19 protein-coding genes are annotated in these 22,687 nt (G+C 72.4%); 6 read left to right on the top strand and 13 right to left on the bottom strand.

The genetic code is table 11. The annotated features are described in order from the left end of the window. Window positions 1-29: 29 nt before the first annotated feature. Entirely contained in the window at window positions 30-986 is a 957-nt protein-coding gene (locus ACGFIM_RS05000; RefSeq protein WP_393194768.1) for a hypothetical protein, read from the bottom strand. Between the two features lie 129 nt (window positions 987-1,115). On the opposite strand from ACGFIM_RS05000, the gene ACGFIM_RS04995 reads away from it, so the two are divergent. Continuing rightward, window positions 1,116-2,738 carry a heparinase II/III family protein gene (locus ACGFIM_RS04995; protein ID WP_393194765.1) on the top strand — a complete coding sequence of 541 codons (1,623 nt, stop codon included), beginning with the start codon at window positions 1,116-1,118 and terminating at the stop codon, window positions 2,736-2,738. A gap of 57 nt (window positions 2,739-2,795) precedes the next feature. Here the strand turns inward: ACGFIM_RS04995 and ACGFIM_RS04990 are convergent, their stop codons facing one another. The 5 genes from ACGFIM_RS04990 to ACGFIM_RS04970 form a co-directional block, all read right to left on the bottom strand. After that, entirely contained in the window at window positions 2,796-4,247 is a 1,452-nt protein-coding gene (locus ACGFIM_RS04990) for an MFS transporter (RefSeq protein ID WP_393194762.1), read from the bottom strand. A gap of 461 nt (window positions 4,248-4,708) precedes the next feature. Beyond that, entirely contained in the window at window positions 4,709-6,748 is a 2,040-nt protein-coding gene (locus ACGFIM_RS04985; protein ID WP_393194759.1) for a dipeptide ABC transporter ATP-binding protein, read from the bottom strand. A 17-nt stretch (window positions 6,749-6,765) separates the two neighbouring features. After that, a complete protein-coding gene (locus ACGFIM_RS04980) occupies window positions 6,766-7,650 on the bottom strand; it encodes an ABC transporter permease (protein WP_393194756.1) in 885 nt (294 codons plus the stop codon). Beyond that, window positions 7,647-8,606, bottom strand: a complete 960-nt coding sequence (locus tag ACGFIM_RS04975; protein WP_393194753.1) for an ABC transporter permease — start codon at window positions 8,604-8,606, stop codon at window positions 7,647-7,649. Before ACGFIM_RS04975 ends, ACGFIM_RS04980 begins: the two co-directional genes overlap by 4 nt. Window positions 8,607-8,609: 3 nt before the next feature. Next, the gene (locus ACGFIM_RS04970; protein WP_393194750.1) at window positions 8,610-10,340 is read right to left on the bottom strand and encodes a peptide ABC transporter substrate-binding protein; all 1,731 of its coding nucleotides are present in this window, start codon (window positions 10,338-10,340) and stop codon (window positions 8,610-8,612) included. Between the two features lie 313 nt (window positions 10,341-10,653). On the opposite strand from ACGFIM_RS04970, the gene ACGFIM_RS04965 reads away from it, so the two are divergent. Together ACGFIM_RS04965 and ACGFIM_RS04960 are read left to right on the top strand one after the other, a co-directional pair. Continuing rightward, on the top strand, window positions 10,654-11,826 hold the full coding sequence (locus ACGFIM_RS04965; protein ID WP_393194747.1) for an ROK family protein: 1,173 nt from the start codon (window positions 10,654-10,656) through the stop codon (window positions 11,824-11,826). A gap of 36 nt (window positions 11,827-11,862) precedes the next feature. After that, window positions 11,863-13,305 carry a M81 family metallopeptidase gene (locus ACGFIM_RS04960; RefSeq protein ID WP_393194744.1) on the top strand — a complete coding sequence of 481 codons (1,443 nt, stop codon included), beginning with the start codon at window positions 11,863-11,865 and terminating at the stop codon, window positions 13,303-13,305. A 37-nt stretch (window positions 13,306-13,342) separates the two neighbouring features. Here the strand turns inward: ACGFIM_RS04960 and ACGFIM_RS04955 are convergent, their stop codons facing one another. From ACGFIM_RS04955 to ACGFIM_RS04925, 7 genes are all read right to left on the bottom strand, one after another. Beyond that, window positions 13,343-13,864, bottom strand: a complete 522-nt coding sequence (locus ACGFIM_RS04955) for a MarR family winged helix-turn-helix transcriptional regulator (RefSeq protein ID WP_393194741.1) — start codon at window positions 13,862-13,864, stop codon at window positions 13,343-13,345. Next, window positions 13,861-15,330 carry an MFS transporter gene (locus tag ACGFIM_RS04950; RefSeq protein WP_393194738.1) on the bottom strand — a complete coding sequence of 490 codons (1,470 nt, stop codon included), beginning with the start codon at window positions 15,328-15,330 and terminating at the stop codon, window positions 13,861-13,863. Before ACGFIM_RS04950 ends, ACGFIM_RS04955 begins: the two co-directional genes overlap by 4 nt. 456 nt (window positions 15,331-15,786) lie before the next feature. Beyond that, complete coding sequence (locus ACGFIM_RS04945; protein ID WP_393194735.1) at window positions 15,787-16,233, bottom strand: hypothetical protein; 447 nt, start codon at window positions 16,231-16,233, stop codon at window positions 15,787-15,789. 17 nt (window positions 16,234-16,250) lie between these two features. After that, complete coding sequence (locus ACGFIM_RS04940) at window positions 16,251-16,709, bottom strand: ATP-binding cassette domain-containing protein (protein WP_393194732.1); 459 nt, start codon at window positions 16,707-16,709, stop codon at window positions 16,251-16,253. Beyond that, complete coding sequence (locus ACGFIM_RS04935) at window positions 16,694-16,978, bottom strand: ATP-binding cassette domain-containing protein (protein ID WP_393194729.1); 285 nt, start codon at window positions 16,976-16,978, stop codon at window positions 16,694-16,696. Before ACGFIM_RS04935 ends, ACGFIM_RS04940 begins: the two co-directional genes overlap by 16 nt. Before the next feature lie 34 nt (window positions 16,979-17,012). Beyond that, complete coding sequence (locus tag ACGFIM_RS04930; protein ID WP_393194727.1) at window positions 17,013-17,405, bottom strand: GntR family transcriptional regulator; 393 nt, start codon at window positions 17,403-17,405, stop codon at window positions 17,013-17,015. Between the two features lie 568 nt (window positions 17,406-17,973). Next, window positions 17,974-18,345 (bottom strand): group 1 truncated hemoglobin, encoded by a 372-nt coding sequence (locus ACGFIM_RS04925; RefSeq protein ID WP_393194724.1) that lies wholly within the window; start codon window positions 18,343-18,345, stop codon window positions 17,974-17,976. Window positions 18,346-18,651: 306 nt separating this feature from the next. Between ACGFIM_RS04925 and ACGFIM_RS04920 the strand changes: the two genes are divergently transcribed. From ACGFIM_RS04920 to ACGFIM_RS04910, 3 genes are all read left to right on the top strand, one after another. Then, a complete protein-coding gene (locus tag ACGFIM_RS04920; RefSeq protein ID WP_393194721.1) occupies window positions 18,652-19,923 on the top strand; it encodes a cytochrome P450 in 1,272 nt (423 codons plus the stop codon). A 112-nt stretch (window positions 19,924-20,035) separates the two neighbouring features. Next, entirely contained in the window at window positions 20,036-21,457 is a 1,422-nt protein-coding gene (locus ACGFIM_RS04915; protein WP_393194718.1) for an aldehyde dehydrogenase family protein, read from the top strand. A 20-nt stretch (window positions 21,458-21,477) separates the two neighbouring features. After that, the gene (locus tag ACGFIM_RS04910; RefSeq protein ID WP_393194715.1) at window positions 21,478-22,551 is read left to right on the top strand and encodes a zinc-binding dehydrogenase; all 1,074 of its coding nucleotides are present in this window, start codon (window positions 21,478-21,480) and stop codon (window positions 22,549-22,551) included. The last annotated feature ends 136 nt before the right edge of the window (window positions 22,552-22,687 follow it).

Here is a 22,687-nt window from a genome sequence, read left to right as displayed (position 1 = left end):
CGCGCGTTGACCTGGGCGCTCGCGCGAGATCAGCAGAACGGGCCGCGCTCGCCGGCCCAGATGGAGGCCGGGTCGACGTAGGGGCGCAGCAGCTCGGCCACCTCGCGGTCGGGGCGACCGGCGAGCTCCTGGGCCGCGGCCCTGCGGGCGATGCCCGCCAGCACGTCGGCGACCTGCAGCCGCTCGTCCAGCCCCGAGCTGATGAGGCGCAGCCCCGCCATGCGGCCGCCGAGGATGCGCCGCATCTGGTCGATCCGCTCGTCGGTCAGCGTGGTCTGCAGGTCGTGCACGACGACGACGGGGCCGCGGCCGTCGCCCCAGGCGGTGACGGCCTGCACGATGGCCGGGATGAGCGGGTCGAGCGCGGGGAAGACGTAGGGGTCGGCGAGCAGGCGTTCCCTGAACTCCTCGACCCGGTCGCGGGCCCGCCACAGCGCCTGCATGACCTCGCCCGCCGGACCGCGGGCCGCGCGCATCTCGTCGACCAGCAGGTACGCTTCGGCGACCGAGATCGTGATGCCGTGGCCGTTCTTGGCGCGCAGCAGGTAGTTGAAGGAGTCGAGGAAGGCGGCCCACAGGCCGGGGCCGAAGGCGCCGGGGCCCTCGCGGTAGAGGGTGAGGGCGGCCTGCCTGGCGCGCGGGTCGAGGCCGATGCGCGGGGTGTGGTCCTCCAGCAGCAGGCCGGCGACCTTGCCGGCGATGTAGAAGGTCTTGTCGGTGAGGAAGACGCGCACGTGGCCGAGCACCGGGCCGCTCGGGCCGAGCAGCCAGAGCAGCGCGGCGCGGTGCTTCTCGCGCAGGACGTGACCCGCGCGGTATTCGGTGGCCGGGGTGGGCGCCCGCCGGCGCAGCTCGGCGACGCAGGCGGTGGCGGTCTCCCGGTCCATGAGCACGCTGGCGTGCGCGAAGACGCTGCTGTTGCCGCCGACGAGCTTCTCGCCTTCCGCGCCGGACTCGTCGCACGCGACCTCGACAGGTTGCGACACGCTGCCGAATCTAGCCGGGGCGGTAGGCCGGCCGCGAGGAGATTTCTCGCCGGTCGTACGGAGGTGCCCGGCGATGGGCGGTGTGCGGGGTTCTGGGAGAATCGCGGGACGCCCTGCTGGAAGGAGCGCATGGACCGCATGCCTGCCGACACGTTGACCCGTCTGGTCCGCGAGATCCACGAGGAGGCCGAGCGGGCGCGCGCCACCCCGGCTCCCGAGCTGACCTTCTCGCTGTGGCGCCGCTTCGCCGACACCGGCGACCGGCTGGCGTACGAGGGGGCCTACTTCGAGCGGCGCCGCCGGCTCGCCGCGCTGCTGCTCGCCGCCCACCTCGACGACCGCCCCGACCCGGCGCTCGACGACCTGCTGTGGTCGGTGTGCGACGAGCGCTCGTGGGTGCTGCCCGCGCACGAGCCGGAGGGCGGCGACCCCAACGCGTTCGTGGACCTGTTCGCCGCCGAGACCGCGCAGACGCTGGCCGAAGGCGTGCGCCTGCTCGGCGGGCACGTGGACGCGCGGGTGCGCGACCGGGTGCGCGAGGAGGTGGAGCGGCGGGTCTTCGCGCCGCTCGCCGAGCGCACGATGTGGTGGGAGTCGGCGCACCACAACTGGTCGGCGGTGTGCGCGGGCGCGGCCGGCGCGGCGGCGCTCGCGCTGGACGCCGGTCACGTGGTGTCGCGGCTGAAGGGCGCGATGCAGGCCTTCCTGTCGGGCACGGGGGCCGACGGCGCCTGTCTGGAGGGCCCCGACTACTGGGCGTACGGGTTCGGCTATTTCGTCTACTTCGCCGAGGCGCTGCGCGAGCACACCGGCGAGGACCTGCTCGACGACCCCCACGTACGGGAGATGGCCGCCTACCCGGCCCGGGTGGACCTCGGCGACGGCACCAGGCCGGCGTTCGCCGACGCGCAGGCGCGCGGCGCGTACCCGGCGGGGCTGCTGTCGCGGCTGTCGGAGCGGCTCGGCGTGCCGCTGCCGGTGCGGCAGGGCGAGCCGTCGTTCCACGACGACGCCTGCTACCGGTGGGCGCACCTGTCGCGCACGCTGTGGTGGACGCGGGAGGAGCCGCCCGCCGCGCCGGAGCCGCACTCGTACCTGCCGGACGCGGGGATCGTGGTGGCCAGGGCGGGCGCGTCGGCGTTCGCGGCCAAGGGCGGGCACAACGACGAGCCGCACAATCACCTTGACGTCGGCACGTTCGTGCTGCACGTGCGCGGCGAGACGCTGCTGGACGACCTGGGCGCGCCCGAGTACACCCGCGACTACTTCCGCGAGGGCCGCTACCTGGTGCCGCAGGCGTCGGCGGAGTGGCACTCGGTGCCGCTGGTCGAAGGGCAGGGGCAGGTGCCGGGACGGGAGCGGCGCGCCGAGGTGATCGAGCACGCCGCCACCGGTGACGCGGTGACGTTCGCGCTGGACCTCACCGCCGCCTATGAGGTGCCCTGCCTGAAGCGGCTGACCCGCACCTTCCGGTGGCGGCCCGGCGGGCTGGAGCTGACCGACGCCTTCTGTTTCAGCACGCCGGACGCGCTGGTGGCCGAGCTGTTCGTCTCGCGCCGCCGCCCGGAGCTCGGCGCGGGCGGCGTCGCGTGGGGCCCGGTCACGCTCCAGGTGCCTGACGGGTGGCACGCCGAGGCCGACGAGCTGGAGGTACGCGGCCACGACGGCGAGCCGGAGACCGTGCACCGGGTGCGGCTGTCGGCCAGGGTGGCGACCGGCGAGCACCGCTTCGTCTTCACCCTGCCGGAGTGATCGGGCCCGGGTGAGCCGGGCTCATGGGTGCGGGGCGCGCCCGGCTCCGCGTCGGCGCTACTCGGTGGCGGGCGCGGGGTCGGTGGCGATGATCACGCGGCGGGGCGGTCCGCCGCGCCCCGGCAGCGCCATCGTGATGAGCGCGGCGGCCAGGGCCGCGCCGCAGCCGATGAGCATGCCGGTGTGGAAGCCGTCCTCCGACGGCAGCCGATGCCCGCCGAAGTCGATGGTGAGGTGCGAGAGCACGACCCCGACCACGGCGGCGGAGACGGTGGTGCCGATGGAGCGCATCAGCGTGTTGAAGCTGTTGGCCGCGCCGGTCTCGGAGCGCGGCACCGCGCCCATGATGAGGGCGGGCATCGAGCCGTAGGCGAAGCCGACGCCGATGCTGCACACGCAGCTGATGACGAGCAGCCCCCAGGTGGAGCCGAGCAGCGCCACCGACAGGCCGTAGCCGAGCGCCATGACGAGGCTGCCGGTGATGAGCGTGATCTTGGGGCCGCGGGCGGCCGACAGGCGGGCGCCGATCGGGGAGACGATCATCATCATGAGTCCGGAGGGCGCCATCCACAGGCCGGCGGCCAGCATCGACTGGCCCAGGCCGTAGCCGGTTTCGGCGGGCAGCTGCAGGATCTGGACGATGATCAGCGACTGGGCGTACATGGCGAAGCCGACCACGATGGAGGCGACGTTCGTCACCAGCACCTGCGGGCGGGCGGTGACGCGCAGGTCCACCAGCGGGTCGCGGGTGCGCAGCTCCCACCAGCCCCACAGCGGCAGCAGCAGCGCGGCGGCGGCCAGCAGGCCGAGCGTGGGGGCGCTGTCCCAGCCCCAGTCGGCGCCCTTGGAGACGCCGAGCAGCAGGCAGACCAGCCCGGCGCCGAGGCCGAGCGCGCCCGCGACGTCCACCCGCCCGCGCGCCGAGGCCGGCGTGTACGGCACCAGCAGCCGGATGAGCGCGGCCACCAGCAGCCCGAGCGCGGCCGTGACCCAGAAGAGCACGCGCCAGCTCGCGTACTCGGCGACCGCGGCGGCCAGCGGCAGGCCGAGCGCGCCGCCGATGCCCAGGGACGAGCTCATGAGCGCGATGGCCGAGCCGAGCCGGTCGGGCGGCAGGATCTCGCGCAGGGCGCTGATGCCGAGCGGGATCAGGCCCATGCCCATGCCCTGCAGGCCACGCCCGGCGATCATGGGGGCGAGCGAGCCGGCCAGCGCGCAGGTGACGCAGCCGAGGATCAGCGGGACGGCGCAGACGAGCATCATGCGGCGCTTGCCGTACAGGTCGCCGAGGCGTCCCATGACCGGGGTGGTGACGGCGCCGGCCAGCAGGGTCACGGTGACCACCCAGGAGGTGTCGGACGCGCCGGCGTGCAGCATGTCCGGCAGGCGGCCGATGAGGGGGACGACGAGGGTCTGGGAGAGTGCGGCGACGATGCCGGCGACGGCCATCACGGTGACGATGCCGTGGCGGCCGTCCCGGGCGGCGGGTCGGCTGGGCTCTTCTTCCACGCGGTTTCCCCCCGATCGCGTTCACGTCATGTCGATCTTGAAAGCGATGTGCACCATACACACAACGTGGCGAATGCACGCATTGTGGGTGCTGCGCATTTCCGCGAGAGATATGCTGACCCGCCCCCAATGGTTGGGAGGGACTTGGCATGGACGAGCCCACGGACTCCCCGCCACACCGCGGCCCTGCCGCGCGCCGCGCACGCCGACCGCATCACCGGTCCCGGTTCATCCTCCGCCGGTCCCGCCTCACCCCTGCGGGCGAGCGGTACCTGGACGGCGAGCGCCTCGCCTCCCGCCCCGGCCTGTCCCCGCGGGGGCGGGCCCGTAGAAGCACGGCCTGATCCGGCTGCGCGGGGGGACCGGGTCGGCTCGGCCTGATCCGGCTGCGCGGGGGGACCGGGTCGGCTCGGCCTGATCGGGCCGCGCCCGCGAAGGCGCGGCCCGCACCGGTCACCCCGTCATGGCCGCAGGGGAGCGGCCGCTTCGGCCTGGCCCGGCTCCTCACGCAGCGGGAAGTGACAGGCGACCTGGTGCCTGCCGCCCCGCAGCGGCGGCTCGGTCGCGCAGATGTCCTGCGCCAGCGGGCAGCGGGTGCGGAAGCGGCAGCCGGTCGGCGGGTTGAGCGCGCTCGGCAGCTCGCCCTTGATCGTGGTGTCGGGGCTCGGCACGTGATCGGGGTCGGGCGACGGCACGGCGTCGAGCAGCGCCTGCGTGTACGGGTGGCGCGGCGCGCGCACGACCTGGTGCGCGGGCCCGATCTCCACCATCTTGCCGAGGTACATCACGCCGATCCTGTCGGCCATGTAGTCGACCACCGACAGGTCGTGGCTGATGAACACGTACGACAGGCCCAGCTCGTCCTGCAGGTCACGCATGAGGTTGAGCACCTGCGCCTGCACCGAGACGTCCAGCGCGCTGACCGGCTCGTCGGCCACGATGAGCCGCGGGTTGAGCGCGAGCGACCTGGCCAGCCCGATGCGCTGCAACTGGCCGCCGGAGAACTCGTGCGGGTAGCGCTCCAGCGCCCGCCGGGGCAGCCCGACCTGGTCGAGCAGCTCGCTCACCCGGGCGCGCCGTGAGGCGGCGTCGCCCACGCCCTGGATCTCCAGCGGCTCGGTGAGGATCGCGTCGATGCGCATGCGCGGGTTCATCGCCGCGTAGCTGTCCTGGAACATCAGCTGCACCTGGCGGTGCATGCGGTGGCGGGCGCGCCGGTCGAGCGTGGCGATGTCGGTGCCGTCCACCACGATCCGGCCGCTGGTGGCCGGTTCGAGCCCGGCGACGAGGCGGCCGACGGTGGACTTGCCGCAGCCGGACTCGCCCACGATGCCCAGCGTCTCACCGGGCGCGACCTCGAACGACACCCCGGCCACGGCGCTGACCCCGCCCTTGGCCCTGCGCAGCCCCGCGCCGCCCGCCTCGTACTCCTTGACCAGGTCGCGCACGTTGAGGATCGGCTCGGCGGCGGATGCGGCGGGCCGCTCGCGCCCGGTGGGCGGGGCGAGCACGACCGGCTCGGTGACCGGGTGCAGGCAGGCGAAGGCGTGCCCGTCACCGGCCGGGACCAGCTCGACGTCGGTGGTGCGGCACTCGTCGGTGGCGAAGCGGCAGCGCGGCGCGAAGCGGCAGCCGGTCAGCGGGCGCGACAGGTCGGGCGGCAGGCCGGGGATGCTGTAGAGACGGCCGTCGCCGTCGGCGGCCGCCTCCGGCAGCGCCCGCATCAGCGCCTCGGTGTAGCGGTGCTTGGGCGCGCGGAACAGCTCGGCGGTGGTGGCGGTCTCCACCACGCGGCCGGCGTACATGACGGCGACCCGGTCGGCGCGGCCGGCGATCACCCCGAGGTCGTGGGTGACCAGGATGACCGCCATCTTGAACTCCTCGCGCAGGTCGTCGATGAGCTCCAGGATCTGGCGCTGGGTGGTGACGTCCAGGGCCGTGGTGGGCTCGTCGGCGATGAGCAGGCGCGGGGAGCGGATCAGCGCCATGGCGATGACCACGCGCTGGCGCATGCCGCCGGAGAGCTGGTGCGGATAGTCGTCGACGATCTTGTCAGGGCGCGGCATGCCGACCCGGCGCAGGATCTCGATCGCCCGCTCGCGCGCCTCGGCCTTGCCGACCTTCTGGTGCACGCGCAGCGGCTCGGCCACCTGCGCGCCGATGCGCATGGTGGGGTTGAGCGAGGTGAGCGGGTCCTGGAAGACCATGCCCATCTCCACGCCGCGCACCCGGCGCAGCTCGGCCGGCTGCATCGTGCGCAGGTCGCGGCCGTCGAAGAGGATCTCGCCGCCGACGACCGAGCCGCCGGCGGGCAGCAGCCCCATGATCGACAGCACGGTCATGGTCTTGCCGCTGCCCGACTCGCCCACGATGCCGAGCGTCTCGCCCTGGCCGACCTCGAGGTTGACGCGGTCGAGCGCGTGCACGGTGCCGCGCCGCAGCGCGATGTCGGTGCTGAGGTCGCGCAGCCGCAGCAGCGGCCCGCTGGTGGGGTGCCCCATGGTACGGAAAACTCCTGTCAACGCCGCCGGAGGCGGACCTCGAAGACGTCCCTCAGGCCGTCGCCGATGAAGTTGAAGGCGAGGACGATGAGGATGATGGCGATGCCCGGCGGGTACAGCAGCCACCAGTGGCCGCTGAAGGTGTCCGACAGCCCGTCCGACAGCATGCCGCCCCAGTTCGCCGCGGGTGGCGGCACGCCCAGGCCGAGGAAGGACAGGTAGGCCACGTACAGGATGGCGTCGGCCACCTGGAAGGTGGCGTTGACGATCACGGTGCCGATGGCGTTGGGGATGATGTGCCGGCGCACCGCGCGCCCGCCGGTGCCGCCCATGCCGCGCATCGCCATGACGTACTCGCGGGTGCGCAGCGTCAGCGCCTCGCCGCGCACCAGCCGCGCCGGGCCGAGCCAGGCGAAGGCGCCGATGATGACGATGAGCATCGGCACGGTCGGCGTGACGATCGAGGCCATGAGCATGAACAGGAACAGCGCCGGGATCGACATGAACGCGTCGACCACGCGCATCATGACCGCGTCCACCCAGCCGCCGGCGAAACCGGCGACGGCGCCCCAGACGGTGCCGACGACCGTGGCGAGCAGGCCCGCCGCCAGGCCGACCACGATGGAGGTCTGCCCGCCCAGCATGAGCCGGCCGAGCTGGTCGTAGCCGACGCCGTCGGTGCCGAGCGGATGCCCCTCGGTGCCCGGGGTGAGGAACACCTTGGTCAGGTCGGTGTGCACCTGGTCGGTCTGGTAGAACAGCGGCCCCAGGAAGCTGAAGGCGGCCAGTACCACGAACAGGCCCACGCCCACCAGGGCGAGCCGGTTCTCGCAGAAGACCTCAAGGCCCTGGCGCCACATGCCGCGGACGGGCGCCTCGTCCTCGTGGGGGATCGCGGTCATGAGCGGCCTGCCTTGAGCCGGACGCGCGGGTCGACCGCGGCGTAGAGCAGGTCGGCGATCAGCGCGCCCACCACGGTGGCCACCGAGATCAGCAGCGTCACGCCGAGCAGGATCGGGTAGTCCCGCTTGAGCGCCGCCTGCCAGAACAGCAGCCCCATGCCGGGATAGTTGAACAGCCGCTCGACGACCAGGGCGCCGCTGAACAGCGCCGGCAGGTACATGCCGAGCAGCGTGATGACGGGGAACAGGCCGTTGCGCAGGGTGTGGCCGACGATCACGCGGCTCTCCGAAAGGCCCTTGCTGCGGGCGGTGCGCACGTAGTTCTCGTTCAGGTTGTCGACCATGGACGAGCGCACGTAGCGGGAGTAGACCGCGACGGTGAGGATCGCCAGCGTGACCGTCGGCAGCACCAGCCCCTCGGGCTCGGCCAGCATCTCCGCCAGCGTGAAGCCCTGCGGCGCCTCAGGCGGCAGCAGCGGCCACACCTGGGAGAACAGGATGATCATCATGAGGCCCATGAAGAAGATCGGGGTGGCGTAGGCCAGCAGCGACAGCCCGTTGATGGTGTAGTCGGGCCAGCGGTTGCGCCGCACGGCCTGCACCACGCCGAGCGGGACGGCCACCACGACCGCCAGCAGGGTCGAGGCCAGCGACAGCAGCATGGTCTTGGGCAGCCGCTGCCCGATGGCCTCGGCCACCGACTGGTTGAGCTGGAAGGAGTAGCCGAGGTCGCCGGTGACCAGCCGCCGCAGGTACATCGCGTACTGCTCCCACAGCGGCCGGTCGTACCCCATCTCGTGGTTGAAGGCCGCGATCTGCTCGAGCGTCGCTTCCTTGCCCAGGATGGCCCTGGCCGCGCCTCCTGGCAGCAGGTGCAGGATCACGAACGTGATCAGCGTCACCAGGATCACGATGACCAGGGCCTGGCCCAGGCGGGTGAGGAGGTACCGGGCCAAGGGTCAGCTCTTCCAGGACCAGTCTTGGAAGTACATGAGGTTCATCGGGTCCTGCGGCTCGACGCCCTGCAGGTCCGACTTGTACGCCGAGATCTGGTAGACGGGGTTGGGCATCCACAGCACCGGCAGGTCCTTGGCCAGGAATTCGTTGTACTCCTGGAGGGCGCCGGCGTCGTCGGAGAACTGCGCCTTCTCGATGAGCTCGTCGGCCTCGGGGTTGCTGTAGCTGCCGAGGTTGACAGGGGCGTCGGTCTGGAAGAGCCGCTCGCCGGAGGCGAAGGCCGGGTAGTACCAGCTGCCCTGGGAGCCGAAGAACGACATGTCCCAGTCGCACTTGGACTCCTCCGGCTTGCAGGCGGGGGTGACCGCGACGGAGTCGGGCACCTCCTTGATCGTCAGCTGCACGCCGACCTTGGCCATCTGCGACTTTATCTCGGCGAACATCTTGGTGGTCGCGGAGAAGCCGGACTGGCTGGTGACGGTGAAGCTCAGCGGGGTGTCCTTGGCGATGCCCTCACCGCACAGCGACGGGTCGGCGCAGGTGGTCTGCCCGTCGGGGACGACCTTCCAGCCGTGGCTCTCCAGCAGCTGCTTGGCCTTGGCCGGGTCGAACGGGTAGACGCAGCCCTCGCCGGGCGGCGTGCCCTGCTTGGCGGGGACCGGGCCGCAGGTCGGCTGCGCCATGTCGGCCCAGATGACCTTGCTGATCGTCGGCTGGTCGATGAGCATCTGCAGCGCCTGGCGCAGGTAGAGCTGCTTGAACAGCGGGCCCGTCTTGGGGTTGTTGAAGTTCAGCTGCAGGTACGTGATCGACCACCCGTACCAGGGGGCGACCTTGTAGCCCTTGGACTCCAGGTACGACTTCTGCGACAGGTTGGCCGGCGGGATGTAGCCGTAGTCGATGTCGCCGGCGCGCAGGACGTTGAACTCGGCGTCGTCGCCGGTGAACGGGCGCAGCACGATCTTGTTGATCTTCGGCTTGTCGGGCCCGGAGTAGGCGTCCTGCCTGGCCAGCACCACCTCGCCGCTGGGCACGTAGCTCTCCAGCTTGAAGGGGCCGCTGGTGGTCTTCCACAGCGGGTTGGTGGCGTAGGTCTTGGGGTCCTTGGACGCGGCGGTCAGCTCGTCGAACGTCTTCTTGGGGTCGCCCTTGTCCCAGGCGTGCTGGGGGAGGGGGACGATGCGGTTGAGCTGGTTGCCGACGAACCAGGCGGCGTTGTACGCCTTCTTGGTGGTGATGGAGAAGGTCTTGTCGTCCTTGACCTTGAACTCGGCGACGTTGTCGGGGAAGCCGCCGGGCCGGTAGGAGGCCCACTTGTCCTTGTTGGCGGTGACGAGGTCCCACCAGAACTGCACGTCCTTGGTGGTGATCGGCTTGCCGTCGGACCAGGTGTCGTCCTTGAGCGTGATGGTCAGCGTCTTGCCCTTGTTGCTGACCACGGGCGGCTCGGCCAGCGACCGCGTGGTGTTGATGTTGTCCTCGGAGCTGCCGTCGAGCTGGAAGCTGTAGAGCTTGCGGTACAGGGCGGTGGAGAAGATGTCGTTCTCGCCCTGGGTGAATCCGGGGGCCGAGATCGGCAGGATCCAGTTCGGCGTGCGCAGGGCGACGGTCACGGTGTCCTTGGCCTGCGCCGCTCCGCCTTGCGGCGAACCGCCGCCGGCGCCCGCGCTGCAGGCGGTCAAACCGAGGCCGATGGCCATCACGCCGCTCACGATGCGGGTTCTCGTCCCCATGTTTCTCCTCGTCGAGACGTGCGCGGGCCCTTCTGGGGGCCTTCAGTCCGGAGAATGTATAGAGGTGCAAGTAGTAAGTCAATGTGAAAAATCCACTTTGTTCGGGACACTTATTTCGGGATAGAGTCCGCGGCGGAGCGATCCGCCGATGAGATCCGCGCGGAACGTCCGCGACATCCGCGCGACATCTTTCGGTGATCGTCTTCGTGCCCGATGATGGGCGTCTGCTGTGATGGCCCGTCGCCGGGCCCTGGGGTCGGGCCCGCTCGCGGGCCCCCGTGCTCGCCCTGCGTCGCCAGGGGGGAGGAGAGAGATGCCGGAGCCGCCCGCCAATCTGCGCGAGCAGGTGCTCAGCCTGCTGGCCAGTGGCAAGGCCGCCTCCCGGGCGGACCTGGTGGAGCTGCTGGAAGTGGCTCCCTCGACGGTTTCCAGCGTCGTGCGCCGCCTGCTGGAGGAGGGCGCGATCCTGGAGGAGGGCGTGGGCGCCTCCACCGGCGGGCGCCGCCCCAAGATCCTGCGGCTGCGCGAGGACGGCGGCGTGTACGCCGTGGCCGAGCTCGGCGGCCGGCACGCCCGCGTCGGCCTCTGCTCCCCCTCGGGAGAGCTCCAGGCGGCCGAGGAGTTCGCCTGCGATATAAGCGCAGGCCCGCAGGCGATCTTCGACGAGATCACCGAGGCCTTCGACCGCATCAGGGCCGCGCACGCGCCGGGACGCCGGCTGCTCGCCGTCGGCATGGCGCTGCCCGGCCCGGTGGACTTCCCGCACGGCCGGCTCGTCGGACCGGCCCGCATGCCCGGCTGGAGCGGCTACGACGTGCAGAGCGACCTGCGCGCGCGGTTCCAGGTGAGCGCCGTCGTCGAGAACGACGCCAAGGCCGCGGCCATCGGCGAGTACGTCACCCGCCGCGCCACCGGCGACATGATCTACGTCAAGGCCGGCAGCGGCATCGGTGGCTGCCTGGTCACCGACGGACGCATCTACCGCGGCGGGCGTGGCCTGTCCGGCGACCTCACCCACGTGCGGGTGGCCGACAGCGGCGAGCGCGAGTGCTCCTGCGGCAGCCGCGGCTGCCTGGAGACCGTCGCCAGCGGCGCCGCGCTCGCCCGCGAGCTGGCCGGCCGCGGCCGGCCCGTCACCAACCTGCGCGACGTCGTGGCCGCCACCGTCGACGCCGACCCCGCCGTGGTCACGCTCGTCCGCCAGGCCGGCAGGCTGCTCGGTGTCGCCCTGTCGGGCCTGGTCAACTTCCTCAACCCCGACAGCGTCGTCATCGGCGGCGCGCTGTCCAGCCTCGACGTCTACGTCGCGGCCGTCAAAGGCATGCTGTACGAGCGCTGCCTGCCGCCCCTGACCCAGTCGCTGGTCATCGAGCCGAGCGCCGCCGGCCCCGACGCCGCCCTCATCGGGCTCGGCCGCCTGCTGCGCGAGACGGCCGGCGTCAACCTCTCGCCCGACCAGCGGCCCGCCGCCGACGCCACCACCTAGCCCCGAACAGCCCCGAAGCCTCTGGAAAGCAGCACCGTGTCCCTGCGCATCGCCATCTGCGGCATCCACATCGAGTCCAGCACCTTCTCACCGCACCTGAGCGGCACCGCCGACTTCGACGTCACCCGAGGCCAGGCCCTGCTCGGCCGCTATGACTGGCTGGAGCGGCCGTGGGCGGCCGAAGTGGAGTGGGTGCCGCTCGTGCACGCCCGCGCCCTGCCCGGCGGCGCCGTCGAGCCCGCCGCGTACGACGCCTGGCGCGAGGAGATCGTCCAGGGCCTGGGTCAGGGGACGTTCGACGGCGTGCTGCTCGACATCCACGGCGCGATGAGCGTCGCCGGCCGCGAGGACGCTGAAGGCGACCTCATCACCGCCATCCGGTCCGTCATCGGCCCGGAGCCGCTGGTGTCGGCCGCGATGGACCTGCACGGCAACGTCTCCCACGTCCTGTTCGGCGGCTGCGACCTGCTGACCTGCTACCGCACCGCGCCCCACGTCGACGTCTGGGAGACCCGCGAGCGCGCCGCCCGCAACCTCGTCGAGGCGCTGCACCGCCTGCGCGCCGGTGAGGGACGGCCGCACAAGTCGCTCGTGCACGTGCCGATCCTGCTGCCCGGCGAGATGACCAGCACCCGCGTCGAGCCCGCCCGCAGCCTGTACGCCCGCATCCCCGAGGTCGAGTCCAGGCCCGGCGTGATCGACGCGGCCATCTGGATCGGCTTCGCCTGGGCCGACGAGCCGCGCTGCACGGGCGCCGTCGTCGCCACCGGCACCGACGCCGCCGCCACCGAGGAGGCCGCCCGCGAGCTGGCCCAGGCGTTCTGGGACGCCCGCGACGACTTCGCCTTCGTCGCGCCCACCGGCACCATGGACGAATGCCTCGACGCGGCGCTCAAGGAGGGCGCGGCCCGGCCGTACTTCATCAGCGACTCCGGCGACAACCCCGGCGCGGGCGGCGCCGACGACGTCACCTACGCCCTGTCGCGCCTGCTGGCCAGGCCCGAGATCCGCGACGGCTCCGTACGCGCCGTCTACGCCTCGCTCTTCGACCCCGAGGCGGTGGCGCGCGTCGGCCACCTGCCGGTGGGGTCCTCGGTCAAGGTGCGCGCCGGCGGCCGGGTGGACACCCGCCCGCCCGGCCCGATCGAGCTGGAGGGCACCCTGGAGGCCGTGGCCGACGACCCCGACGGCGGCCGGGTGGTCAGCGTCCGCATCGGCGGGCTCAGCGTCTTCCTCACCTCGCGGCGCATGCAGTACCGGCTGCTGGAGTCGTACCGGCGGCTGGGCGTGGACGTCGCCGAGGTGGACGTTGTCACCGTGAAGATCGGCTACCTGGAGCCGGAGCTGTACGAGGCCGCCGCCGATTGGCTGCTGGCGCTCACGCCGGGCGGCGTGGACCAGGACCTGCACCGGCTGCCGTACCGCAACCTGAACCGCCCCATCTTCCCGCTCGACGCGGACGCGACGCTCACGCTGTAGGCGCCCGATGGGCGGGCGGAGCGCGGCCGGCCGGGGCTCACGGCCGGCCCGCGGCCCGCTCCTCAGGGCGCTCGCCGGGGCTCTCAGCGGGGGTGCGGAGCCTGGCCATGATGCGGTCGAGCTCTGCGAGGTCGGCCGGGTCGAGCTCCAGCAGGGAGCGGGGCGGCCTGGCCAGGATCCGCTCGGCCTCCTCGGCGGCCGCCGCCCCCGCCGGGGTGAGTGCGACGATCTTGCGGCGCCGGTCCTCGGAGGAGACGCTGCGGGTCACGTAGCCGCGCCGCTCCAGGTCGTCCACCATCAGGCTCAAGTACGGCTTGTCGGTGGCGAGCCCGGCGGTCAGCTCCCGCATGGTCATCGGCCCGGACAGCAGGTAGCGCAGCGCCTTGACCCGGTAGAAGCTCATGCCGAGCGCGTCGGCCACCTCCTTGCGGCGGCTCTCCTGCCGCAGCACGAACTCCTGCATGGCCTCCCAGACCCGGCCCACCGCCTCCTGGCCCTGCTCCTGGCCGTGCTCCTGGGGGTGCTCCTGGGGGTGCTCGTGGTCCGAGGTGCCGGTCATGACGTGGCCGCCGTTCTGTCGGGGGAGTGGGCGAGCCGTTCGGCGGTGCGCGTGGCGCTGCGGCGAGCCCAGCCGGTCGTGGTCAGGATAGCGAGCAGCACGATCGCCGAGCCGCAGCCGGTGACGATCCACCAGCCGATGTGGCTCGCCTGCGGGAAGTGCGTGGCGAACGGTCCCGCCACCGCCGAGGTGACCAGCGAGCCGATGATCGCGACGCCGAGCGTCTGCCCGATCTGCCGGCTGGTCGAGGTCACCGCCGCCGCCACCCCGGCCTGCGCGCGCGGCATGCCGGACACGGCGGTGTTGGTGATCGGCGCGTTCAGCATGCCGAAGCCCAGCCCGAACAGCACGTACGCGGCCATGAGCCGCCAGAGCGGGGTGTCGGGCGCCAGCCCCGTCATGATCAGGCCGCTGGCCCCGATGGTGACCCCCGCAAGCAGCAGCGGGATCCGGGTGCCTGACGCGGCCACGATCCGGCCCGACAGCGGCGAGCAGATCACGGTCAGCCCGGCCATGGGCAGCGTGTAGAGGCCGGCGTGCAGGGCGGACAGGCCGAGCACGTTCTGCAGATAGAGGGTGTTGACGAAGAGGAAGCCGCCGAAGGCGGCGAACCCGCACACGGCGGTCACCGTGGCGCCCGCGAACGGCACGCTGCGGAAGAACCGCAGCTCGATCAGCGGTTCCTCGGTGCGCAGCTCGTAGCCGACCAGCCCGGCGAGCGCGACCGCCGCCACCGCGAAGCAGCCCAGCGTGCGCGGCGATCCCCAGCCGACGGCCGGCGCCTCGATCAGCCCGTACGTCAGCGTCACCAGCATCACGATGACCAGCACCTGACCCACCGGGTCCACCCGGCGCGGGCGCGGCGCGCGCGACTCGGGCACGAACAGCGCGCACAGCACGAACGCGGCCACCCCCACCGGGATGTTGATCCAGAAGATCGACTGCCAGCCGACCGCGCCCACCAGCGAGCCGCCCACGAGCGGCCCCAGCGCCATGCTGACGCCGCTCACGCCGCCCCACACGCCGATGGCCCGCGCCCGCTCGCGCGGCTCGGTGAACGTGTTCGTGATGATCGACATGGCGACCGGGTTGAGCATCGACCCGCCCACGGCCTGCAGGGCCCGCGCCGCGATCAGCCAGCCCAGGCCGGGCGCGAGCGAGCACAGCAGCGAGCCCAGCGTGAACAGCGCCAGGCCGGTCTGGAACGTGCGGCGCCGCCCGATCCTGTCGGCGGTGGAGCCGGACAGCATGAGCAGGCCGGCCAGCACCACCGTGTAGGCGTCGATGATCCACTGCAGGCCGGAGACGGAGGTGTCGAGATCGCGCCGGATGGAGGGCAGCGCGATGTTCACGATCGTGACGTCCAGGCCGACGATGAACAGGCTCATGCAGCAGATGGCCAGGACGAGCATCCGCCGCCGGGGGCTGAGCGCGGGGGCCGTGGCCGCGGGGGCAGTTATAGGCACAGAACGATTATATTCGCATAACTAAAGATCTGTCCGAGATGGAGGTGGGTGTGTTGTCTGAGGTGGAGGTGGGTTGGTTGTCCGAGGTTGGGGTGTGTTGGTTGTCCGAGGTGGACGTGGTTTGAGGGGGCCTGTGCCAGGAGCCGAGCTCGCGCCGACCGCGCCACGCGTCCGAGCCGATGGGCAACCCGCTGCAGCGCCCCGTGGCGCCGCGGCGCGAGTTCCGTTCTGAGCCGCGAGCCGCGGCGCGAGTTCCAGTTCTGAGCCGCGCGCCGAGGCGAGGTCCGAGCCGGTGCGGCCGAACGGTTCGTCGTGGCGCAGCCGCTCGGACCGGTGCGCCGGAGCTGCCTGCAGGTCGTGCTCTCCGGGGAGCAGAACGCGATCTCGGGATTGCGGGGCGACGGCCTGTCGAGCAGGGGCCGGTGCTCGCCGCGCAGGTGCCGTCGAGGAAGGCCGTCAGGCGCGGGTGACCGCCATGGCGCGGGCGCCCGGGATGCCGGCGCCGGCGTCGATGCCGAGCTGATCGACCAGCACCCCGAGGTCCGTGAACGACAGGTGCTCCGCCCCGACTGCAGGAGCCGGCGCTTCCACCCGATGAGCCGCTTCGCTCCACGTGGCGGCGTCGCCCTGCCCGGGGCTGTACGTGGACGGCTTGCCGAGGACCATGAACGGCAGCGACAGCCCGCCCTCCGGGATCGCCATGTCCGTGGTGCCGTCGATGTCGATGCCGGCGCGTACGCTCAGCAGCGCCGGGATCGTGCTGGAGCCTCCGACGGAGCGACCGGCCATCGCGATCCCGGACGGGTCGATCAGCCAGGCGCTCTTCCACGCCGCCCGCGGCCCCGTCAGCCGGTCGAGAACGACATGTCCCGCGCCCGGCTCTTCACCAGCCCCACCCGCCACTCGGGGGTCTTCGTCACTTAGCAGGTGACGCAGGTGGTGACGCGCCCGTCGGGGAAGGCCGTCGCGACGCTCTCGCACGTGTGGTCGATCGCCGCCACCATGTACCCCTGCGTACCCCTGCTCGCCGGCTCCTCGGCGAGCCCGGTCGGCTCCGAGCGCGGTTTGCCGTGCCCGGAGGAGAGCACGACGCTGGGCCCGTGTTCGGCGACCGCCTCCATGAGGTCCTGCAGGAACTCGCGGCGGGCGAGCGGGTCGAGCGTGGCGACGGGCTCGTCGAGGAGCAGCAGTTCGGGCCGTTCGGCCAGGCCCAGCGTGAGAGCGAGCCGGGCGCGCTGGCCGCCCGACAGCCGGCCCGCCCGCTGCCCCGGGTCGAGGCCGAGGCGGGCGATCCTGTCGCGGGCCGGGGCGTCGTCCCAGCGAGTGTTGAGCCGGCCGCTGAGGCGGAGGTGGTCGGCGACGGTCAGCGTGGCGTACACGGGGCGTCCTGGGCGACGTAACCGACCTTGGCGAGCTGCCCGGAATCGGCGCCGGGGCGGCCGCCGCACACCTCGATCGTGCCCGAGGTGGGGGTGAGCATCCCGGCGGCCAGGTTGAGCAGCGTCGATTTGCCCGCGCCGTTCGGGCCGACGAGGCCGGTCACGTGACCGGGCGGGATGTCGAACGTGTGGCCGCCCAGAGCGGTACGCCGCCCGAACCGCCTGGTCAGCGCCCGGGCCCGGACGCTCGGCGCCTGGCCGGCGGTCATGCCGGCCGCTCCGCCTTGCGTTCACCCGGCGCGCTCACGCTATGTCCTCTTGAGCGACGCCGCGAAAGGTGGTCATGAACAGGGCCTCGATGCTCTCGTCGTCCAGCCCGGCCCTGCGGGCGTCGGCCAGCCAGCGCTCCAGCCGCTGCCGCAGCGGGCCGTGCGCGGCCAGCGTGGTGTCGGCCAGCGTCCTGGTCACGAACGTGCCGACACCGGGACGGGCGGCGACCAGCCCTTCGTGTTCGAGCTCCCGGTAGGCCTTGAGCACGGTGTTGGGGTTGATCGCCAGCCGGGACACCACGTCTTTGACGGTGGGCAGCCGGTCTCCTTCGCGCAGCATGCCAAGGCGTAGCGCGTGCCGTACCTGCTGGACGAGTTGCAGGTACGGCGACAGGCCGGAACGGCCGTCCAGATAGAACTCGATCACGCGACTTCCTCCATTTATCTATAGCTATAGCACTATGGAGGAGGGCGTGGAGATCGAGGTCGTTCGGAGGAAGGGAGGAAGGGAGGAAGGGGCGGAGATCGGGCCTGTGCGGGGGCGGGTGTGGCCGGGGGTCGTGGCGGAGACTCCCCGCACCGGGCCCGCGCGGGCAGGGCGCGCGTGGAGAGGGGTGGAGACCCGGCCTGTGTGGGGGAGGGCGTGCTGGGCCGGGCCTGTGTGGGGGTGTGCGGGCTGGGTTCGAGTGGGTGCGGATCGAGGTCGTGTGGGAGAGGGGGGCGTGGCCGGGTTCGTGTGGAGGCGGACGTGCAGGGCGGGTTCGCGTGGGGGTGGAGATCGGGTCTGTGCGGGACGGGGGCGAAGGCGGTGCGGATCGAGGTCGGGTGGGGAGGGCGTGGGACGGGGGCGGGTGGAGGCGGGGGTGCGGAGCCGGTGCCTGCTGATGAGGGCTGGGGCGAAGGTGGGATGCGGTGGGTGTGAGGAGGCGGGGAGTGGCGGGACGGGCGGTCACCCCTGACCGCGACGTGCCCGGCCCGCCGCTCCCGGGCACGTCTCAGACCGTGGACACCTCGTCGGCCACGATCTGGTCGCGCAGTGGGGCGAGGGCGCCCGCGATGGTCGCGATGGTCTCCTCTGGCACCCCGCAGTGTGTCAGCGCGCCCGCCAGGTGCCCGACCACCGCGTCGAAGTCAGCGCCGGTGATGCCCAGGCCGGCGTGCGCCTGGTCCATCGTCTTGCCCCGGTACTCCTGTGGCCCGCCGAGCGCCGCCGCGACGAAGCTGCGCTGGTGCGCCTTGAGCTTGCCCATGTCGGTGCCGGTGAAGTAGCGGCCGAGCGCGGGATCGGCCACGACCCGGTCGTAGAACTCGTCTACCACCGCCGAGACCGCGCTCGCGCCGCCGATCTGGTCAAAGATGGACGCCATTGATGACCTTCCCTCCGGGTGCGGTTACCAGGAGGGTCACGCCGGGCCGTTCCATCGCCGTGACACACCGGCAATACGCCTGCACCATTGCGCTCACCGGGGTGACATCCGCGTAACGTGCGGGCTTCACGCGTGAGCGGGCGGCCCTCGACGAAACCGGTGCCGGCGCCCGCTGTGCGGCTCTTGACGGAGCAAATGAACGAATTTTTAATTCGCTCAAGGACGTACCGGACCTAGACCCAGCACAGACGGGAACGAGGGCATGCAGGTACAGATCGACCCCGGGTCCCCGAGCGGAGCCGTACGATGACCGCCACCGACCGCTTCGGCGAGGAGCTCGAGCGGGCGCGCAGGAGCCGCCCCATAGGCACGGCCACCGACCCGGTCACCGACCCGGTCACGGACTGGGCGACCGACTTCTCTCACGTCGATCCCCAGTGGGCCGCCGATCCCTACCCCATCCAGGATGATCTTCGCGAGCGCTGTCCCATCGCGCACACGAAGCGGTTCGGCGGCGTCTGGCTGCCGACCCGGTACGAGGACATCGCCTCGATCGCCTACGACACCGACCGCTTCTCCTCCCGGGCGATCATCGTCAGCAACGTGCGCCCGCCCAAGGAGCTGGCCCCGGTGGGGGCGGTGCCGCCGATCTCCTCCGATCCGCCGTTCCACCACGATGCCCGCAAGCTGCTGCTTCCGGCGTTCACCAGGTCGGCGGTGGCCAAGCGGGAGGCGGCGACCAGGGCGTACTGTCACGCGCTGATCGACGGGATGCGCGGCAAGGAGGTCGTGGACGCGGCCGCCGACTACGCCCAGCACATCCCGATGCGGGTGATCGCCGACATGCTGGGCTTCCCGCCCGAGGACGGGCCGAAGTTCGCCGAGTTCGTCGAGTCGGCGCTGGAGAGCATCAACCGGCCGCAGGAAGAGCGCGTTGAGGGCTTCGACCGGCTGACGGACTACCTGGTGGCGCAGATCCACGACCACATCGAGCATCCGCGTGACGACCTCACCACGTACTTGATGAACGCCGAGCTGCACGGGCGCAAGCTCGACCCGATCCACGTGGTGGGCATGATGACGCTGCTGCTCATCGCGGGGATCGACACGACGTGGAGCGCGATCGGCGCCTCGCTGTGGCATCTGGCCAAGACCCCGGCCGACCGCGAGCGGCTGGTGGCCGAGCCCGAGCTGCTGCCGACGGCGATGGAGGAGTTCCTGCGGGCGTACGCGCCGGTCACCATGGCCCGCCTGGTCAAGGAGGACATGACCTGGCGCGGCGTGGAGATGAAGGCCGACGACTGGGTGCTGCTGTCGTTCCCCGCGGCCAACCGGGACCCGGCGCAGTTCGAGCGGGCCGGCGAGGTGGTGATCGACCGGGAGGAGAACCGCCACGTCGCGTTCGGGCTGGGCATCCACCGGTGCGTGGGCTCGCATCTGGCGCGCATGGAGCTGCGGGTCGCGCTGGAGGTGTGGCTGGAGCGCATCCCCGTGTTCGAGCTGGCCGACCCGGCGGCGGTGACGTGGGCGGCCAGCCAGGTACGCGGTCCGAGGACGCTGCCCGTCCGCATCGGCTGACGCCCCCTGACCTGGTCCGGCGGGCCAAGGGGCGATCCCCGCCCTGGACGGGAACGTACGGCGAATCTAGAATCCAAATCTAGAATTGAAGTCGGTTCCTTGAGGTGGGGTCATGCCGCATCGGATCTATGTCGACGGTGAATGGGTACAGGCGAGCGGCGGCACGCCGATACCGGTGGTGAACCCCGCCACCGAGGAGGTCTTCGACGAGGTGCCGCGCGGCGGCGTCAAGGACGTGGCCCGCGCGGTCGAGGCCGCCGCCGCCGCCCTGCCCGAATGGTCGGCCAGGCCGATCGCCGAGCGGGCCGAGCTGTGCGCGAAGGTCGCGGAGGCCCTGCGCGAACGCGCTGACGAGCTGGCCGACATGATCGTGGACGAACTGGGCATGCCGCTGAAGCTCACCAAGGCCATCCAGGTGGGCGCGCCGATCCGCACGTTCGCCTCGATGCCGCAGGTCGCTGCCGAGATCCCGGTCGAGGAACGGCTCGGCAACTCCGTCGTGCACCGCGACCCCATCGGCGTCGTCGGCGCCATCACCCCGTGGAACTACCCGCTGCACCAGATCGCCGCCAAGGTCGCCCCCGCGCTGACCGCCGGTTGCACGGTGGTGCTCAAGCCCAGCGAGGTCACGCCGCTGAACGCGTTCGTGCTCGCCGACGTCATCCACGAGGCCGGCGTGCCCGCGGGCGTGTTCAACCTGGTCTCCGGCACCGGCCCGGAGGCGGGGGAGGCGCTGGCCGCCCACCCGCTGGTGGACATGATCTCCTTCACCGGCTCGACCAGGGCCGGGCGGCGGGTCGCCGAGCTGGCCGCCGCCGGGGTCAAGCGCACCGCGCTGGAGCTCGGCGGCAAGTCCGCGAACGTGCTGCTCGACGACCTCGACGACGCCGCCTTCGACGACGCCGTGCGCAAGGGCGTCGCCGCCTGCTACCTCAACTCGGGCCAGACCTGCTCGGCGCTGACCCGGCTGCTCGTCCCGCGCGAGCGGCTGGAGCGGGCCGAGCGGGTGGCCGCCGAGGAGGCGGCCACGTACACGGTGGGCGACCCGCGCGACCCCGCCACCAGGCTCGGCCCGCTGGTGTCGGACGTGCAGCGCGAGCGCGTACGCGACTACCTGCGGTCGGCGGCCGAGGACGGCGCGACCGTGCTGACCGGCGGCCCCGACGCGCCCGAGGGGCTGGAACGCGGCTTCTACGTGCGGCCGACCGTGCTCACCGGCGTCACCCCCGAGGCGCGCGTCGCCCAGGAGGAGATCTTCGGCCCGGTCCTGGTCATCCTGCCGTACGACGGCGAGGACCAGGCCGTCAGGATCGCCAACGGCACCGCGTACGGGCTGGCCGCCGGCGTCTCCGGCGCCGACCCCGAGCGCGCCTACCGCGTCGCCCGGCGGCTGCGCGCCGGGCAGATCAGCGTCAACGGCGGCGCGCACAACGGCCTCGCCCCCTTCGGGGGTTACAAGCAGTCCGGGTACGGCCGCGAGTACGGCCGGTTCGGGCTGGGGGAGTTCCTCACCACCACGTCCATCCAGCTCTGAAGCCCCGGGGAGAACCATCGATGCGAGGCGTCATCCTGCGCGAGACCGGCAAGCCGGTCGAAGTCAGCGACGAGCTGGCCATCCGGCCGCCCGGCCCGGGAGAGGTGCGCGTACGGCTGCGGGCCGCCGGCGTCTGCCACTCCGACCTGTCGATGTGCGAGGGGCGGCTGCCCGCACGGCTGCCGCTCGTGCCCGGCCACGAGGGCGCGGGCGAGGTGGTCGAGCTGGGGCCCGGCGTGACGGGGCCGCCCGTCGGCAGCCACGTCATCCTGTCGTGGATCCCGCCCTGCGGCGGCTGCGCGTACTGCCTGGGCGGGCAGCCCAACCTGTGCACCTCCGTCAGCCCGCCCGCCGAGCCCACGCTGACCGTCGGCGGCGAGCCCGCGTACGCCGGGCTGGGCGTCGGCTGCTTCGCCGAGGAGACGGTCGTGGACGCCCGCGCCGCCATCCCCATCCCCGGCGACGTGCCGTTCGAGGTGGCCGCCGTGGTCGGCTGCGCGGTGCTCACCGGCGTCGGCGCGGTGATCAACACCGCCCGGGTGCGGCCCGGCTCGTCGGTCCTGGTGATCGGCTGCGGCGGCGTCGGCGTCAACGTCGTCCAGGGCGCCGCGCTGGCCGCCGCCGCGCCCGTCGTGGCGGTGGACCGCGTACCGGAGAAGCTGGCCGCCGCCCGCGCCTTCGGCGCCACCCACACCGTCACCCCCGACGAGCTGCGCGAGGCCGCCAAGGAGCTGACCGGCGGGCTCGGGTTCGACTACGCCTTCGAGGTCGTGGGCCGCTCGGAGACGATCAGGCAGGCGTACAAGTCCACCAGGCGCGGCGGCACCACCGTCGTCGTCGGGGCGGGCAGCGCCGACGACCCGGTCACCTTCAGCGCGGCCGAGCTGTTCGCCACCGAGCGCCGGCTCGTCGGCTGCCTGTACGGCTCCGGCGACGTGCGCACCGACTTCGCCCGCCTGCTGCGGCTGTGGCGGGCCGGGCGGCTCGACCTGGAGGGGCTGATCAGCAGGCGCATCACGCTCGACGGCGTGGGAGCGGCGTTCGAGGCCATGGGATCGGGGGACGTGATCCGCTCGCTGGTCACGTTCCCATGACAGGCCCGGGAGAACCGGACCGGGACCAGCCGGGAGGGCCGGCGCGGGAAGAGCCGGGAGAGCGGGCGCGAGACGCACCGGAAGAGCCGGCGCGGGAGGAGCCGGAAGGACCGGCGCTCGATGGCCCCGATGAGCG

This window comes from Nonomuraea sp. NPDC049309 (genome assembly GCF_043196965.1).
In the GTDB taxonomy this organism is placed as follows: Bacteria; Actinomycetota; Actinomycetes; order Streptosporangiales; family Streptosporangiaceae; genus Nonomuraea; species Nonomuraea fastidiosa.
This window is presented reverse-complemented; position numbering and strand designations above follow the sequence as displayed.

Coding starts and splice junctions, on each gene's coding strand:
- ACGFIM_RS04995 (WP_393194765.1), top strand. CDS start 1,116: ATGGACCGCATGCCTGCCGACACGTTGACCCGTCTGGTCCGCGAGATC.
- ACGFIM_RS04985 (WP_393194759.1), bottom strand. CDS start 6,748: ATGGGGCACCCCACCAGCGGGCCGCTGCTGCGGCTGCGCGACCTCAGC.
- ACGFIM_RS04980 (WP_393194756.1), bottom strand. CDS start 7,650: ATGACCGCGATCCCCCACGAGGACGAGGCGCCCGTCCGCGGCATGTGG.
- ACGFIM_RS04970 (WP_393194750.1), bottom strand. CDS start 10,340: ATGGGGACGAGAACCCGCATCGTGAGCGGCGTGATGGCCATCGGCCTC.
- ACGFIM_RS04965 (WP_393194747.1), top strand. CDS start 10,654: ATGCCGGAGCCGCCCGCCAATCTGCGCGAGCAGGTGCTCAGCCTGCTG.
- ACGFIM_RS04955 (WP_393194741.1), bottom strand. CDS start 13,864: ATGACCGGCACCTCGGACCACGAGCACCCCCAGGAGCACCCCCAGGAG.
- ACGFIM_RS04935 (WP_393194729.1), bottom strand. CDS start 16,978: ATGACCGCCGGCCAGGCGCCGAGCGTCCGGGCCCGGGCGCTGACCAGG.
- ACGFIM_RS04925 (WP_393194724.1), bottom strand. CDS start 18,345: ATGGCGTCCATCTTTGACCAGATCGGCGGCGCGAGCGCGGTCTCGGCG.
- ACGFIM_RS04920 (WP_393194721.1), top strand. CDS start 18,652: ATGACCGCCACCGACCGCTTCGGCGAGGAGCTCGAGCGGGCGCGCAGG.
- ACGFIM_RS04915 (WP_393194718.1), top strand. CDS start 20,036: ATGCCGCATCGGATCTATGTCGACGGTGAATGGGTACAGGCGAGCGGC.
- ACGFIM_RS04910 (WP_393194715.1), top strand. CDS start 21,478: ATGCGAGGCGTCATCCTGCGCGAGACCGGCAAGCCGGTCGAAGTCAGC.